This window comes from Polaromonas sp., assembly GCF_029945925.1.
Taxonomy (GTDB): domain Bacteria; phylum Pseudomonadota; class Gammaproteobacteria; order Burkholderiales; family Burkholderiaceae_C; genus Polaromonas.
In genome coordinates, this window is sequence record NZ_JAQSDN010000032.1 from 19,928 (window position 1) to 35,713 (window position 15,786).

The 15,786-nt window shown below is 63.4% G+C and carries 13 protein-coding genes; all 13 read left to right on the top strand.

The window, feature by feature from the left end; genetic code table 11:
* The first annotated feature begins 7 nt into the window (after positions 1–7).
* The 13 genes from ispC to greA all read left to right on the top strand — a co-directional run bounded on the left by ispC (position 8) and on the right by greA (position 15,757).
* A complete protein-coding gene (gene ispC, locus PSV40_RS07535; RefSeq protein WP_300536191.1) occupies positions 8–1,195 on the top strand; it encodes a 1-deoxy-D-xylulose-5-phosphate reductoisomerase in 1,188 nt (395 codons plus the stop codon).
* 13 nt (positions 1,196–1,208) lie between these two features.
* Complete coding sequence (gene rseP / locus PSV40_RS07540; protein WP_300536193.1) at positions 1,209–2,561, top strand: RIP metalloprotease RseP; 1,353 nt, start codon at positions 1,209–1,211, stop codon at positions 2,559–2,561.
* Between the two features lie 13 nt (positions 2,562–2,574).
* A complete protein-coding gene (bamA, locus tag PSV40_RS07545; protein ID WP_300536195.1) occupies positions 2,575–4,881 on the top strand; it encodes an outer membrane protein assembly factor BamA in 2,307 nt (768 codons plus the stop codon).
* On the top strand, positions 4,881–5,387 hold the full coding sequence (locus tag PSV40_RS07550) for an OmpH family outer membrane protein (protein WP_300536197.1): 507 nt from the start codon (positions 4,881–4,883) through the stop codon (positions 5,385–5,387). The genes bamA and PSV40_RS07550 overlap by 1 nt, the downstream gene beginning before the upstream one ends.
* Positions 5,388–5,412: 25 nt before the next feature.
* Positions 5,413–6,489, top strand: coding sequence for a UDP-3-O-(3-hydroxymyristoyl)glucosamine N-acyltransferase (gene lpxD / locus PSV40_RS07555; RefSeq protein ID WP_300536199.1), 1,077 nt, complete (start codon positions 5,413–5,415; stop codon positions 6,487–6,489).
* On the top strand, positions 6,486–6,926 hold the full coding sequence (fabZ, locus tag PSV40_RS07560) for a 3-hydroxyacyl-ACP dehydratase FabZ (protein WP_096665436.1): 441 nt from the start codon (positions 6,486–6,488) through the stop codon (positions 6,924–6,926). Before lpxD ends, fabZ begins: the two co-directional genes overlap by 4 nt.
* A 239-nt stretch (positions 6,927–7,165) precedes the next feature.
* On the top strand, positions 7,166–7,960 hold the full coding sequence (lpxA, locus tag PSV40_RS07565; protein ID WP_300536202.1) for an acyl-ACP--UDP-N-acetylglucosamine O-acyltransferase: 795 nt from the start codon (positions 7,166–7,168) through the stop codon (positions 7,958–7,960).
* A gap of 84 nt (positions 7,961–8,044) precedes the next feature.
* Entirely contained in the window at positions 8,045–9,175 is a 1,131-nt protein-coding gene (lpxB, locus tag PSV40_RS07570) for a lipid-A-disaccharide synthase (protein ID WP_300536213.1), read from the top strand.
* Entirely contained in the window at positions 9,147–9,764 is a 618-nt protein-coding gene (rnhB, locus tag PSV40_RS07575) for a ribonuclease HII (protein ID WP_096697228.1), read from the top strand. Before lpxB ends, rnhB begins: the two co-directional genes overlap by 29 nt.
* A gap of 2 nt (positions 9,765–9,766) precedes the next feature.
* The gene (locus PSV40_RS07580; protein WP_300536203.1) at positions 9,767–10,549 is read left to right on the top strand and encodes an RNA methyltransferase; all 783 of its coding nucleotides are present in this window, start codon (positions 9,767–9,769) and stop codon (positions 10,547–10,549) included.
* Between the two features lie 206 nt (positions 10,550–10,755).
* On the top strand, positions 10,756–11,937 hold the full coding sequence (gene carA / locus PSV40_RS07585) for a glutamine-hydrolyzing carbamoyl-phosphate synthase small subunit (protein ID WP_300536205.1): 1,182 nt from the start codon (positions 10,756–10,758) through the stop codon (positions 11,935–11,937).
* Positions 11,930–15,160 carry a carbamoyl-phosphate synthase large subunit gene (carB, locus tag PSV40_RS07590; RefSeq protein WP_300536207.1) on the top strand — a complete coding sequence of 1,077 codons (3,231 nt, stop codon included), beginning with the start codon at positions 11,930–11,932 and terminating at the stop codon, positions 15,158–15,160. Before carA ends, carB begins: the two co-directional genes overlap by 8 nt.
* Before the next feature lie 120 nt (positions 15,161–15,280).
* On the top strand, positions 15,281–15,757 hold the full coding sequence (greA, locus tag PSV40_RS07595) for a transcription elongation factor GreA (RefSeq protein ID WP_293592237.1): 477 nt from the start codon (positions 15,281–15,283) through the stop codon (positions 15,755–15,757).
* The last annotated feature ends 29 nt before the right edge of the window (positions 15,758–15,786 follow it).

Consider the following 15,786-nt stretch of genomic DNA (forward strand, 5'->3'; position numbering starts at 1 on the left):
TCATCCCATGCCATTGAAAAAACAAAGCATCACGGTGCTGGGCTCGACCGGCTCGGTGGGGGTCAACACGCTGGACGTGATTGCCGGTCACCCCGACCGGTTTGAGGTGTTTGCGCTCAGTGCGGCCACGCAGACCGATTTGATGCTGGCCCAGTGCCTGCGTTTCAAACCGTCTTACGCCGTCATGGCAAGCGCCCCGCACGCCCGCCTCCTGGCCCAAAGTTTGAAGGAAAACGGGCTTTCAACCGAGGTCCTGCTTGCGCCGGATGCTCTTGAAATGATAGCGTCGGATGAGCGGGTGGATACCGTGATGGCCGCTATCGTGGGCGCGGCCGGGCTGGCACCCTGCATGGCGGCCGCGCGCGCCGGCAAGCGCCTGCTGCTGGCCAACAAGGAGGCGCTGGTGGTTGGCGGCGAGGTCTTCATGCAGGCCGTGCGCGAGGGCGGAGCGCAGTTGTTGCCCATCGACAGCGAACACTCGGCGATTTTCCAGTCCCTGCCGGAAGACCCCGCGGCCTGGATGGAGCGCATCGACAAGATCATCCTGACAGCCTCCGGCGGGCCGTTTCGCACCCGCGCGCCGGCGACCCTGCGCGATGTCACGCCCGACGAGGCCTGTGCCCACCCGAACTGGGTCATGGGCCGCAAGATTTCGGTGGATTCGGCCACCATGATGAACAAGGCGCTCGAAGTGATCGAGGCGCGTTACCTGTTCGGTCTGACACCGGCGCAGATCGAGGTGGTGATTCATCCGCAAAGCATCATTCATTCGATGGTTCAATACCGCGACACCTCGGTGGTGGCGCAGCTTGGCACGCCCGACATGCGGGTGCCGATCGCCTACGGCCTGGCCTGGCCGGGCCGGATTTCCTCGGGTGCGCAGGCGCTCGATTTCCGGGCGCTGGCCACCATGACGTTCGCGGTTCCGGACAACGAACATTTCCCCGGCTTGCCGCTGGCCTGGGAGGTGCTCGATGCGCCTGTCGGCACCACGGCGGTGCTGAACGCAGCCAACGAGGTGGCGGTGGCCGCCTTTCTTGAAAAACGGATACGCTTTGACCAGATTCACGCCGTGAACCGTGGAACTCTGGACACCGTGAACGCCTCTGAAATCCGGGGCATTGGAGATTTGCTGGCGCTGGATGCGCAGGCACGGGCCGCGGCCACCCGCCTCGCCGGAAATCTGACGACTTGACAGGAGTTTTTCCATGCTGACCTTGGTCGCCTTTGTTGTTGCCCTCGGGATCCTGATCGCCGTCCACGAGTACGGGCACTACCGCGTGGCCGTGGCCTGCGGCATCAAGGTCCTGAAGTTCTCTGTCGGATTTGGCAAGCCTATCTACACCTGGCGGCTCAAAAACAGCCCCACCGAATTTTCCATTGGCATGCTGCCGCTGGGCGGCTACGTCAAGATGCTGGACGAGCGGGAAGGGCCGGTCGATCCGGCAGAACGCCATCTGGCCTTCAATACCCAACCTTTGCGCTCACGTGCCGCCGTGGTGGCGGCAGGGCCGGCGGCCAATCTGCTGCTGGCCATCGTGCTGTATGCCATCGTCAACTGGAGCGGCCTGCAGGAGCCCGAGCCCGTGCTGGCCAGCCCCGTGGCGGGGTCCATCGCCGAGCGTGCCGGCCTGCGCGGCGGCGAGCGGGTGCAGCAGGCGGCCTTTGACGGAGACGCCTTGCAGGACGTGCGTTCTTTCGAGGATCTGCGCTGGCTGTTGACCCAGGGCGCGCTGAACGGCCGCGACGTACGGCTGGCGATAGGCGGGCCCGACGCGGCTGCAGCCGCGTCGCGAGAACTGGTGTTGCCGCTGGGCCAGCTCCAGGCCGCCGACGCCGATGCGCAGCTGTTTCGCAAAATCGGCATCATCGGGCCCTGGACCCAGCCGGTGATCGGCGAGCTGATGGCCGGTGGTGCTGCCGAGAAATCGGGCCTTCGCAGCGGCGACCTGGTGCTGCGCATCGGCAGCCTGGCCATTGTCGACGGCCCGCAACTGCGTGAAACCATCCGGGCTTCCAGCGGGACCCAGACCTGGCACATCGTGCGGGCCGGGCAGGCCATGGATTTGCCGGTCACGCCCGAGATCAGGCAGGAGGCCGGCCGGTCGATCGCACGCATTGGCGCCTATGTCGGCGCACCGCCCGCCATGGTCACGGTGCGCTACGGCCCGCTTGACGGCCTGTGGCAGGGCGCGGTTCGTACCTGGCAGGTCTCGGCGCTGACGCTGAAAATGATGGGCAAGATGGTCATCGGCGAGGCCTCCCTGAAAAACCTCAGCGGCCCGCTGACGATTGCCGACTACGCCGGCAAGTCGGCGAGCATCGGCTGGACGGCCTATCTGCTGTTTCTGGCTCTGATCAGCGTCAGTCTGGGCGTGCTCAATTTACTGCCGCTGCCGGTTTTGGACGGGGGGCACCTGATGTATTATCTTTGGGAGGCGATTACCGGCAAAAGCGTGTCTGACGCGTGGATGGACCGGTTGCAGCGCGGTGGCGTTGCAATCCTGCTGGGCATGATGTCAGTTGCCCTGTTTAACGATGTCTCCCGGCTTTTGGGTTAACTCCATACTTTTCATGCAAAAACAAATCAAACGATTCAAGGTCCGCAGCGTTTCCGCGGTGGTGGCCAGCTTTCTCATCGCGCATGCAGCCTGGGCCGTGGATCCTTTCACCGTGCGCGATATCCGCGTGGAAGGCCTGCAGCGCGTCGAACCCGGGACCATTTTTGCGTCGCTGCCTTTCCGCGTCGGTGAGACCTACAACGACGACAAGGGGGCCGGCGCGATCCGCGCGCTGTTCGGGCTGGGCCTGTTCAAGGACGTGCGGCTTGAAGTCAGCGGTGATGTGCTGGTCGTGATCGTCGAGGAACGCCCGACGGTGGCCGACGTGGACTTCGTCGGGGCCAAGGAGTTTGACAAGGAAGTGCTCAAGAAGGCGCTGCGCGAAATCGGGCTCACCGATGGCCGGCCTTTCGACAAGGCGCTGGCAGACCGCGCCGAGCAGGAGCTCAAGCGGCAGTACATCAACCGCAGCCTGTACGGCGCCGAGGTGGTGACCACCGTGACGCCGATCGAGCGCAACCGGGTCAACGTGACCTTCAGCGTGACCGAAGGCGACGTCGCCAAGATCAAGGAAATCCGCATCGTCGGCAACAAGGTGTTCAGCGAGTCCACATTGCGCGGCCTGTTCGACCTGGACACCGGCGGCTGGCTGAGCTGGTACACCAAGGCGGACCGTTATTCGCGGGCCAAGCTCAATGCAGACATCGAAACCCTGCGCTCCTACTACCTGACGCGCGGTTACCTGGAGTTCAAGGTCGACTCCACCCAGGTCGCCATCTCCCCGAACAAGCAGGATATTTCGGTGACCATCAACGTCACCGAGGGTGAGCGGTTCACCGTGTCCGGTGTCAAGCTCGAAGGCAATTTCCTCGAACGCGAGGAAGAGTTCAAGTCGCTGGTCACCATCAAGCCCGGCGAGCCCTACAACGCCGACCAGGTGGCCCAGACCGTCAAGGCCTTCGTCGAGTATTACGGCAGTTTCGGTTTTGCCTTTGCCAAGGTCGACGCCCAGCCCGAAATTGACCGGGCCAACAACCGCGTGGCTTTTGTCCTGCAGGGCGAACCCTCCCGCCGCGCCTATGTGCGGCGTATCAACATCAGCGGCAACAGCCGCACGCGTGATGAAGTGGTGCGCCGGGAGTTCCGGCAGTTCGAGGCGTCCTGGTACGACGGCGACAAGATCCGCCTGTCACGGGACCGTGTGGACCGTCTCGGGTTTTTCACCGAAGTCAACATCGACACACAGGAAGTGCCGGGCACGCCCGACCAGGTGGACCTGAACCTGGCGGTGGCGGAAAAACCCACCGGCAACCTGCAGCTCGGCGCCGGTTTTTCCAGTGCCGACCGCCTGTCTCTGGTGTTCGGTTTCAAGCAGGAAAACGCCTTTGGTACCGGCAACTACCTGGGCCTCGAGGTCAACACCGGCAAGTACAACCGGCAACTGGTGCTGAGCACCGTGGACCCTTATTTCACGAACGACGGCATTTCCCGGACCATTGACGTGTACACCCGCACCGCGCGCCCCTACAGCAGCCAGATCGGCGTGGTGAATACCGACTACGAACTCAAAACCACCGGCGCCAGCGTGCGTTTCGGTGTGCCGTTCAGTGAAGTCGATACGGTGTATTTCGGCGGTGGACTGGAGCAGATCGACATTTCCGGAACCAACCTTCCGGCGGTCTACCAGACTTATGTCAATACCTTTGGTGCCAAGAGCAATTCCGTGCCCTTGACCATCGGCTGGTCGCGTGACGAACGTGACAGCGCCATCGTCCCGACCAAGGGGCGTTTCCAGCGCGTTTATGGCGATTGGGGCGTTGCCGGTGATGCCCGCTTCCTGCGCACCAACTACCAGTTCCAGCAGTACATCCCGCTGAACAAGCAGTTCACCATTGGGCTGAACACCGAGTTGGGCTGGGGCAAGGGCCTCAATGGCCAGCCTTTCCCGGTGTTCAAGAACTTCTATTCCGGCGGCCTGGGTTCGGTGCGTGGTTATGAGCCCGGCACCCTGGGCCCCCGCGACAGCCAGGGCAATTCCATTGGCGGTCCGAAAAAGATCACGCTGAATGCCGAAATCCTGGCGCCGTTCCCCGGCGCGGGCAACGACCGGACCCTGCGGCTCTTCGGCTTTGTCGACGCGGGTAATGTGTTTGGCGAAAATGAGAAATATTCACTGAGCGAGATGCGCTCATCGGTGGGTTTCGGCGTGAGCTGGATCTCGCCGCTCGGGCCCCTGCGCCTGGCGTTTGCCCATCCTTTGAACAAGAAGCCGACGGATAAAATCCAGAGACTGCAATTCCAGATTGGTACATCCTTCTAATGAAATCCTTTTCAACCAAGTTTTTTCTCGCTGCCGTGATGGCGCTGGCCGCGTTTGCGGCTGGCGCGCAGGACTTCAAGATCGGCATCGTCAATATTGACCGCATCTTTCGGGAAGCCAACAGCGCCAAGGCGGCCCAGGCCAAGCTGGAGCAGGAATTCGGCAAGCGCGAGAAAGAGCTCACCGACGTCGGGACACAGCTCAAGGCCATGGCCGACAAGTTCGACCGCGAGGCGCCCACCCTGGCGGAGAGCCAGCGCGTGGCCCGCCAGAAGCAGCTCGTGGAGCAGGACCGGGATTTCCAGCGCAAGCGCCGCGAGTTCCAGGAAGACCTCAACGCGCGCAAGAACGAAGAGTTGCAGCAGGTCATCGAGCGCGCCAACAAGGTTGTCAAAACCGTTGCCGAGGCCGAGAAGTACGACCTCATCCTGCAGGAAGCGGTTTACGCCAACCCCAAGCATGACATCACCGACAAGGTGATCAGGGCGCTCAACGCCGCCAGATAAGCCCGCATTCAGGGACACGCCAGGTGTGACGCTCAGACTCGGGGACATTGTTGCAGCACTGGCGGGCGAATTTGATGCCCGGCTGGTGGGAGACCCGGATGTCCTGGTCGAGCGGCTCGCCCCGCTCGAAACGGCCAGCGCGGCCGAGCTGACCTTTCTCAGTCACCCGAAGTACCATGGCAAACTCGCCCAGTCCGCCGCCGCCTGTGTGGTGGTGGGGCCTGGCGCCGCCGAGGCGGCTATTGAGCGCGGCGCCTGCATCATTGTCGATGACCCGTATCTCTACTTTGCCCGCATCACCCAGCTCTGGAAGCGTGAGCATGCACCGTCCGGTGCGTCCGGCGGGCCCGCCATCCACCCCAGCGCCTTTGTCGACCCCCAAGCCCGCCTGGCAGCCGGTGTGGCAGTGGGCGCCTTTGCCTGCATTGGCGCCCGTGCGGTGCTGGGCGCCGGTGTCCAGGTGGGCGCGCACGGCGTGATCGGCAACGATGTCCATATCGGCGCCGGAACGCGCCTGTCGGCCCGCGTGACGGTGGCCGACGGTTGCTCCCTCGGCGAGCGCTGCATCGTGCATCCGGGGGCCGTGATCGGCGCCGACGGTTTCGGTTTTGCGCCGCATGCCGGCCGCTGGGAAAAAATCGAACAGCTGGGCGCCGTGCGCATCGGCAACGACGTCGAGATAGGCGCCAACACCTGCATCGACCGGGGCGCGCTGCAGGACACCGTGATCGAAGACGGCGTCAAGCTGGACAACCTGGTGCAGATCGGCCACAACGTGCGCGTGGGCGCACACACGGCCATGGCCGGCTGTGCCGGGGTGGCAGGCAGCGCCACCATCGGTGCGCATTGCACCGTGGGCGGCGGCGCGGTGGTGCTGGGGCATCTGAGCCTGGCCGACCATGTGCATATTTCCGCCGCTTCGGTGGTGACCCGCTCGATTCACAAGCCGGGGCATTACACGGGGCTCTTTCCCATCGACGACAATGCGCAGTGGGAAAAAAATGCAGCCACACTCAAGCAGCTTCACGCTTTGCGTGAACGCCTCAAGGCGCTCGAGCAAACGACTGACAAAGCCTCTGGAAAGACCGAAAAAAAATCATGATGGACATTCACCAAATTCTCAAGCAGCTCCCGCACCGCTTCCCCTTCCTGCTGGTGGACCGTGTGCTGGAACTGGAAAAAGGCAAGCGCATCAAGGCGCTGAAGAACGTCACGATCAACGAGCCGTTTTTTACCGGCCACTTTCCGCACCGGCCGGTGATGCCGGGTGTGCTGATGCTCGAAGCCATGGCGCAGGCCGCAGCCCTGCTGGCGTTCGACATGCAGGGTGTGACGCCCGATGACAAGACCGTGTATTACTTTGCCGGCATCGACGGCGCGCGTTTCAAGCGGCCGGTGGAGCCCGGCGACCAGCTGATCATGGAGGTCACGCTGGAACGGCTCAAGGCCGGCGTGTTCAAGTTCAAGGGGGTGACCCGGGTCGACGACAACATGGTCTGCGAGGCCGAGCTGATGTGCACCATGCGCACCATCGCCTGAATGGCCCCCACGCTTTTCGCTTCGCGTAATACGCTGCACCTTGCAGGCCGCCGCTTGCCAGAGGCTTCGCTTCTGGCGCCTGTCCAAACCTGCTCAAGCAGGTTTGGAGCCGCAGGCGCCAGCCCCGAGGGGGCCGCTGCGCCTGCGGTCTGGCGGAGCCAGTCCCGCGGCCCCGGCTTGAAGGGGCGCTTGCCCACGCAACTGGTGGCCCAGGTCTTCGCTGCACAGTATATTTTTTCATGATGGCCATACATCCCACAGCGCTGGTTGATCCCCAGGCCCAGCTCGACAGCAGCGTCAGCGTGGGGCCGTACACCGTGATCGGTCCCCATGTGCGCATAGGCGCGGGCACCACGGTAGGCGCGCATTGCGTCATCGAGGGCCACACGACGATAGGGCGCGACAACCGCATTTTCCAGTTCAATTCGCTGGGCGCGATTCCGCAGGACAAGAAGTATGCGGGCGAACCCTGCGAGCTGGTCATCGGCGACCGCAACACCATTCGCGAGTTCTGCACCTTCAATATCGGCTCCCCCGGCGACACCGGGGTGACGCGTGTCGGCGACGACAACTGGATCATGGCCTACGTGCACCTAGCGCACGATTGCGATGTCGGCAACCACACGATTTTTGCCAACAACTCCCAGCTGGCCGGCCATGTGCATGTCGGCGACTGGGTGATCCTGGGCGGCTTCACCGTCGTGCACCAGTTTGTCCGGCTTGGCGCGCACAGCATGACCGCCATGTGTTCGCTGCTGTTTGCCGACCTGCCGCCGTTCGTGATGTGCCAGGGCCAGCCCGCCGAGGCGCGCTCGATGAACTATGAAGGCCTGCGCCGGCGCGGCTACACGCCAGGCCGTATTGCAGCCGTCAAGGCCATGCACAAGGCGCTGTACCGTGAGGACCTCACGCTGGAGCAGGCGAAGGCACGCATTGCAGAACTGGCCGCCGGGCATCCCGAAGCGGCGCCTGATGTGCAGGCGATGTTGACCTTTCTGGCGGGCAGCTCACCGCAGCGCGGCATCGTCCGGTAGGCGACGATGTCCGATGCGCCAAGCCCTGTGCCCGGCCGTACAGAGGCGGCCGGGTCCTCTGCGGCAAATACTCCCCGCATGGCCATGGTCGCCGGCGAAACCTCGGGGGACCTGCTGGCCGGTTTGCTGCTCGACGGTTTTCGTGCACGTTGGCCCGGGCTGACGGCGGTCGGCATTGGCGGGCCGCAGATGGCGCACCGCGGCTTTTTTCCCTGGTGGCCCAGCGAGAAACTGGCGGTGCGTGGTTATGTCGAGGTGTTGCGGCACTACCGCGAAATTGTCGGCATCCGCAAGCAGCTCAGGGAGCGGCTGCTGCAGTTGCGGCCCGATGTGTTCATCGGCGTTGATGCACCCGACTTCAACCTCGACCTCGAGGCTGACCTGAAGGCCGCCGGCATACGCACCGTTCATTTCATCAGCCCCTCGGTCTGGGCCTGGCGCGCCGACCGTGTCGAAAAAATCCGCCGCAGTGTGGACCACGTGTTGTGCATCTTTCCCTTTGAGCCGGCCTTGCTGGCGCAACATGGCATTGCCGCCACCTACGTGGGCCACCCGCTGGCCGGCATGATCCCGATGCAGCCCGACAAGGCGGCGGCCCGGCAACTGCTGGGCCTGGCAGCGGATGATCTGGTGCTGGCCGTGTTGCCGGGCAGCCGCCGCTCCGAGATCCAGTACCTGGCTGACAGGTTTTTTCGGGCTGCAGCCCTTGTCCTACGGGCGCAGCCCGCTATCAAAATAATAATTCCTGCAGTGCCTGCCCTGCGCCAGCAGATCGAGCAGGCGGCGCAGGACGCGGGTGTGCTGGCACAGGTGCAGATCGTCGCCGGGCAGTCGCACCCGGTGCTGGCGGCCTGCGATGTCACGCTGATTGCCAGCGGCACCGCGACGCTGGAGGCGGCGCTGTTCAAGCGCCCCATGGTGATTGCCTACAACATGAACTGGCTGTCCTGGCAGATCATGCGCCGCAAGAAGCTGCAGCCCTGGGTGGGCCTGCCCAACATCCTGTGTCGCGATTTTGTCGTGCCCGAACTGCTGCAGGATGCCGCCACTCCGCAGGCGCTGGCCGATGCGGTGCTGCAATGGATAGATGCGAAAATCACCGCACCCGAAAAAATAGCCGCCGTCGAACAACGATTCACCCAGCTGCACCACGAACTGCAGCGCGATACCGCCCAACTGGCCACCGATGCGATCCAGAACATTTTTGAAGGCTGAGCAGGTCACCCTGTCCTGGGACACGCCCGGACTGTGGGCCGGTGTGGACGAGGCCGGCCGCGGGCCGCTGGCCGGCCCGGTGGTGGCGGCGGCGGTGATTCTGGACGACCTCCAGCCCATCAAGGGCCTGGCCGACTCCAAAGTGTTGACGGCGCGGCGCCGGGAACAGCTCTATGAGGAAATCCTCGCAAAAGCCCTGTGCTGTTCGATTGCGCAGGCCAGCGTGGAAGAAATCGACAGGCTCAACATCCTGCAGGCCACGATGCTGGCGATGAAACGTGCGGTCGAGGGCCTGCGCCTGAAACCCGTGAAGGTGCAGGTAGACGGCAACCGGCTGCCGGTGCTCAGCATGCTGGCCGAAGCCATTGTCAAGGGCGACGCGCTGGTGCCGGCCATCTCTGCCGCGTCCATCCTGGCCAAGGTTCACCGGGACCGCTGGTGCGAGCAGTTCCATCTGGAATACCCGCAATACGGTTTTGCCGGCCACAAGGGTTATGGCACGGCTGAACACCTGGCGGCGCTGCGCGAGCACGGCGCCTGCCCGCAACACCGCCGGTCGTTCAGCCCGGTGGCCGAGGTCCTGCGTTGAGCATGCCTGCGCCGGCAGCGCCCGTTTATGTCACCTCGCGTGACAACGCCCTGGTCAAGGACTTGCGCAGGCTCTCGCAGGACAGCACGGCCTACCGCAAGCAGGGGCGGGTCTGGCTGGAGGGCGACCACCTGTGCCGTGCGGCGCTGCTGCGCGGGCTGACACCGGCGATTGCCGTATTTTCAGAGTCATTCTGGCCTCTGGCCCCCGCCGAATGGGCGCGGGCAGCTATCAAAACCATAGTGATTTCCGATGCCCTGCTGCCCGAAATCAGTGGGCTGGAGTCGCCGGCCCGCATGGGTTTTGTGATCGATCTGCCGGCACCCACGGCCCTGTCGCCGGGTGCACCCTCGCTGATTCTGGACCGGGTGCAGGATGCCGGCAATGTCGGCTCCATGCTGCGCAGCGCGTCGGCGTTTGGTTTCAACCAGGTGATTGCGCTCCGGGGCACGGCGGCGCTGTGGTCGCCCAAGGTGCTGCGGGCCGGCATGGGCGCCCATTTCGGGCTTCAGCTGCTCGAGGGGGTGGAGCCGCAGGCGCTGGACGGCTTGAGCGTTCCCATCATCGTGACCAGTTCGCACCACGGCGCTTTCCTGCACCAGCAGACCCTGCCCATGCCCTGTGCCTGGGCCATGGGACACGAAGGGCAGGGCGTCGGCGACGACCTGATGGCCCGGGCCAGCCTGAAGGTGCGCATCGCCCAGCCCGGTGGCGAGGAGTCGCTCAATGTGGCGGCTGCCGCGGCCATTTGCCTGTACGCCAGCTCGCTGGCGGCGGCCGGATAGCCCGGGTAACCCCGTTCCGGGCAGGAATGCATGCCTTTCATGCATAAGTCCCTGTCCTCCTCAAGCTATAATCAGTGGCTTTTCAAAACACAGCTTCGCCCGAGCGCATACCAAGCCAACCCCCTCACTAAAGCAGCCCGCAAGAGTCTTGACAGAGACGTTTCTTGTGCGCGCTTGGGCGAACCGTAACCAACCCGGAGAACCCAGTGCTTTTGTCTCTACAGGGAAATACCCCTCACGCCATCCTGGCGCTCGCAGACGGCACGGTCTTTATCGGCAATTCCATTGGAGCCGTGGGCTCCACGGTCGGTGAGGTGGTGTTCAACACCGCCATGACCGGCTACCAGGAAATCCTCACGGATCCCAGCTACTGCCAGCAGATCGTTACCCTCACGTACCCCCATATCGGCAACTACGGCATCAATGCCGAAGACGTGGAGGCGGAAAAAGTCCATGCCGCCGGGCTGATCATCAAGGACTTGCCGCTGATCGCGTCGAATTTCCGCAGCACCATGACCCTGTCCGAGTACCTGGTCCGGGAAGGCACGGTGGCAATTGCCAACATCGACACGCGCCAGCTGACACGCATGCTGCGCACCCAGGGCGCGCAAAACGGCTGCATCCTGGCCCTGCCCCCGGGCGAGGACGTGTCGCCTGAACATATTGAACAAGCGGTCCTCGTGGCCCGCAGCGCGCCCAGCATGGCCGGCCTCGACCTGGCCAAGGTGGTCTCCAGCAAACAGACCTACGAGTGGACCCAGACCGAGTGGAAGCTGGGCTCGGGTTACGGCGTGCAGATCACACCGAAATTCCATGTTGTCGCCTTCGATTTCGGCGTGAAGAAAAACATCCTGCGCATGATGGCCGAGCGCGGCGCACGCATCACGGTGGTGCCGGCGCAGACGCCCGCCGCCGACGTGCTCAAGCTCAAACCCGACGGCATCTTCCTGGCCAACGGCCCGGGCGATCCGGAACCCTGCGACTATGCGATTGCCGCCGTTCGCGAACTGATCGAAACCGGCATTCCGACCTTCGGCATCTGCCTGGGCCACCAGATCATGGCGCTGGCCAGCGGCGCGAAAACCTTCAAGATGAAGTTCGGCCACCATGGTGCCAACCATCCGGTCAAAGACCTCGACAACGGCCGCGTCAGCATCACCAGCCAGAACCACGGTTTTGCGGTGGACGAAAAAACACTGCCGGCGAATCTGCGCCCGACCCACATCAGCCTGTTCGACGGCACCCTGCAAGGCCTGGCCCGCACCGACAAGCCGGCGTTCTGCTTCCAGGGGCACCCGGAAGCCTCGCCCGGTCCGCACGATATTTCGTATTTGTTTGACCGTTTCACCGCGCTGATGGAACAGGCTCAGGAGAAGAAGAATGCCTAAACGCACAGACATCAAAAGCGTCCTCATCATTGGCGCCGGCCCCATCATCATCGGCCAGGCCTGCGAGTTCGACTACTCCGGTGTGCAGGCCTGCAAGGCGCTGCGTGAGGAAGGCTACAAGGTCATCCTGATCAACAGCAACCCGGCGACCATCATGACCGACCCGGCCACGGCCGACGTCACCTACATCGAGCCCATCACCTGGCAGACGGTCGAGAAGATCATCGCCAGGGAACGCCCCGACGCCATCCTGCCGACCATGGGCGGCCAGACCGCGCTCAACTGCGCGCTCGACCTTTGGCACAACGGCGTGCTCGACAAGTACAAGGTCGAGCTCATAGGCGCGACCCCCGAGGCGATTGACAAGGCCGAAGACCGGCTGAAGTTCAAGGACGCGATGACCAAGATCGGCCTGGGTTCGGCCCGTTCCGGCATCGCGCACAGCATGGAAGAAGCCTGGACCGTGCAGAAGACCCTGGGTTTCCCGACCGTGATCCGCCCCAGCTTCACCCTGGGCGGCACCGGCGGCGGCATTGCCTACAACTCGGAAGAGTTCGAGGTCATCTGCAAGCGCGGCCTGGAAGCCTCGCCGACCAACGAACTGCTGATTGAAGAGTCGCTGCTCGGCTGGAAAGAGTACGAGATGGAAGTCGTCCGCGACAAGGCCGACAACTGCATCATCGTCTGCTCGATTGAAAACCTGGACCCCATGGGTGTGCACACCGGCGACTCGATCACCGTGGCGCCGGCCCAGACCCTGACCGACAAGGAATACCAGATCCTGCGCAATGCGAGTCTGGCCGTGCTGCGCGAGATCGGTGTGGACACCGGTGGTTCCAACGTGCAGTTCTCGATCAACCCGGTTGACGGCCGCATGGTGGTGATCGAGATGAATCCGCGCGTGTCGCGTTCCTCGGCGCTTGCCTCCAAGGCCACCGGTTTCCCGATTGCCAAGGTCGCCGCCAAGCTGGCCATCGGTTACACGCTGGACGAGTTGCGCAACGAGATCACAGGCGGTGCCACCCCTGCGAGTTTCGAGCCCAGCATCGACTATGTGGTCACAAAAATTCCGCGTTTTGCCTTCGAGAAATTCCCGCAGGCCGACAGCCGCCTGACGACGCAGATGAAGTCGGTCGGCGAGGTCATGGCCATGGGCCGTACCTTCCAGGAGTCCTTCCAGAAAGCGCTGCGCGGCCTGGAAGTCGGCGTGGACGGCATGAATGAAAAAACCCAGGACCGCGAAGTGCTCGAGAAGGAACTGGGCGCGCCCGGTCCCGACCGCATCTGGTACGTCGGCGACGCTTTTGCCATGGGCATGAGCGTTGACGAAGTGTTTGCGCTGACCAAGATCGATCCCTGGTTTCTGGTGCAGATCGAGCAGATCGTCAAGATCGAACTCGAACTGGAAACCACCTCGCTGGACAAGATCGACGAGCCGACACTGCGCGCTCTCAAGCAAAAGGGTTTCTCGGACCGGCGCCTCGCCAAACAGCTCAAGACCACGGACACCGCCATCCGCGAGAAGCGGCTGGAGCTGGGCGTGCGCCCGGTCTACAAACGGGTGGACACCTGCGCCGCCGAGTTTGCGACCAACACCGCCTACATGTACTCGACCTACGAAGGCGAGGGCAGCGAGTGTGAAGCCGAGCCGACCGACAACAAAAAAATCATGGTGCTGGGGGGCGGTCCGAACCGCATCGGCCAGGGCATCGAGTTTGACTACTGCTGCGTGCATGCCGCGCTGGCCATGCGCGAAGACGGTTACGAGACCATCATGGTCAACTGCAACCCCGAGACCGTCTCGACCGACTACGACACGAGCGACCGCCTGTATTTCGAGCCGCTGACGCTGGAAGACGTGCTGGAAATTGTCGACAAGGAAAAACCGCTGGGCGTGATTGTCCAGTACGGTGGCCAGACGCCCTTGAAGCTGGCGCTGGACCTGGAAGCCAACGGCGTGCCCATCATCGGTACCTCGCCCGACATGATCGACGCGGCCGAAGACCGCGAGCGTTTCCAGAAGCTGCTGCATGAACTGAAATTGCGCCAGCCGCCCAATGCCACGGCCCGCACCGAGCCCGAGGCCCTCGAAAAGGCCGCTGCGCTGGGCTACCCGCTGGTGGTGCGTCCCAGCTACGTGCTCGGCGGCCGCGCGATGGAAATCGTGCACGAGCAGCGCGACCTGGAGCGTTACATGCGCGAAGCCGTCAAGGTCAGCCATGACTCGCCGGTGCTGCTGGACCGCTTCCTCAACGACGCGATCGAATGTGACGTCGATTGCATCCGCGATGCGGAAGGCGTGACCTTCATTGGCGGCGTGATGGAGCACATCGAGCAGGCCGGCGTGCACAGCGGCGACTCGGCCTGTTCACTGCCGCCGTATTCGCTGAGCGCGGAGACGGTGACCGAGATCAAGCGCCAGACCGCGGCCATGGCCCAGGCCCTGAACGTGGTGGGTCTCATGAACGTGCAGTTCGCGATCCAGCATGTCGATGGCCAGGACGTGATTTATGTGCTTGAAGTGAACCCGCGCGCCTCGCGCACCGTGCCCTTTGTCAGCAAGGCCACCGGCATCCAGCTGGCCAAGGTCGCAGCGCGTTGCATGGTGGGCCAGACGCTGGCCTCCCAGGGCATCAAAAACGAAGTGACACCGCCTTATTTCAGCGTCAAGGAAGCGGTATTTCCCTTCGTCAAGTTCCCCGGCGTGGACACCATTCTCGGCCCCGAGATGAAGTCCACCGGCGAGGTGATGGGCGTGGGCAAGACTTTCGGCGAGGCTTTTGTGAAGTCGCAGCTCGGTGCCGGCACCAAGCTGCCGACCTCCGGCAAGGTGTTCCTGACGGTCAAGAACAACGACAAGCCGCGCGCCGTGGAAGTGGCGCGTGCGCTGGCGGCGCTCAAGTTCGAGATCGTCGCCACCAAGGGCACGGCCACGGCCATCAACGCTGCCGGCATCGCCTGCGGCGTGGTCAACAAGGTCACCGAAGGCCGGCCGCACGTGGTGGACATGATCAAGAACAACGAGATTGCGCTGGTCATCAACACCGTGGAGGAGCGCCGCAATGCGATTGCCGACTCGCGGCAGATCCGCACCTCGGCGCTGCTGGCCCGGGTCACCACCTACACGACCATCGCCGGCGCCGAAGCGGCGGTGGAGGGCATGAAATACCTGGACAACCTGACGGTTTATTCGGTTCAGGAACTTCATGCCCAACTGGCCTGAGCTCGGGACAACTACCGAGCCCGCGCCGGGGCATTTGCATTAAACTCGCACCAGGACAAACATGTTAAGACGCCGCCGCCAGGTGACTGGTGGCGGTTTCGCTTTTGGAGGACTCAAACCATGGCAACCATTCCGATCACAAAAAAGGGCGCGGAAAAGCTCAAGGCCGAACTGCACCAGCTCAAGACCGTGGATCGCCCCTGGGTGATTAACTCGATTTCCGAAGCCCGGGCCCAGGGTGACCTCAGCGAAAACGCCGAGTACGACGCCGCCAAGGACCGCCAGGGCTTCATCGAAGGCCGTATCCAGGAAATCGAAGGCAAGCTGTCGGCTGCGCAGATCATCGACCCGTCCGAGGTTGATGCCGGCGGCAAGGTGGTGTTCGGCTCCACGATCGAGCTGCAGGACGAGGATTCCGGCGACAAGGTGACCTACCAGATCGTCGGCGAGGACGAGGCCGACATCAAGCTGGGCCTGGTCAACATCAGCTCGCCGATTGCGCGCGCGCTGATCGGCAAGGACGAAGGCGACACCGCCGAGGTGCAGGCACCCGGGGGTATCAAGCGTTACGAAATCATCGCGGTGATGTATATATAGTGCCCCCACGGTCGCTCACTGCGTGTAGC

Coding starts and splice junctions, on each gene's coding strand:
- ispC (WP_300536191.1), top strand. CDS start 8: ATGCCATTGAAAAAACAAAGCATCACGGTGCTGGGCTCGACCGGCTCG.
- rseP (WP_300536193.1), top strand. CDS start 1,209: ATGCTGACCTTGGTCGCCTTTGTTGTTGCCCTCGGGATCCTGATCGCC.
- bamA (WP_300536195.1), top strand. CDS start 2,575: ATGCAAAAACAAATCAAACGATTCAAGGTCCGCAGCGTTTCCGCGGTG.
- PSV40_RS07550 (WP_300536197.1), top strand. CDS start 4,881: ATGAAATCCTTTTCAACCAAGTTTTTTCTCGCTGCCGTGATGGCGCTG.
- fabZ (WP_096665436.1), top strand. CDS start 6,486: ATGATGGACATTCACCAAATTCTCAAGCAGCTCCCGCACCGCTTCCCC.
- lpxA (WP_300536202.1), top strand. CDS start 7,166: ATGATGGCCATACATCCCACAGCGCTGGTTGATCCCCAGGCCCAGCTC.
- lpxB (WP_300536213.1), top strand. CDS start 8,045: ATGGTCGCCGGCGAAACCTCGGGGGACCTGCTGGCCGGTTTGCTGCTC.
- rnhB (WP_096697228.1), top strand. CDS start 9,147: ATGCGATCCAGAACATTTTTGAAGGCTGAGCAGGTCACCCTGTCCTGG.
- PSV40_RS07580 (WP_300536203.1), top strand. CDS start 9,767: ATGCCTGCGCCGGCAGCGCCCGTTTATGTCACCTCGCGTGACAACGCC.
- carB (WP_300536207.1), top strand. CDS start 11,930: ATGCCTAAACGCACAGACATCAAAAGCGTCCTCATCATTGGCGCCGGC.
- greA (WP_293592237.1), top strand. CDS start 15,281: ATGGCAACCATTCCGATCACAAAAAAGGGCGCGGAAAAGCTCAAGGCC.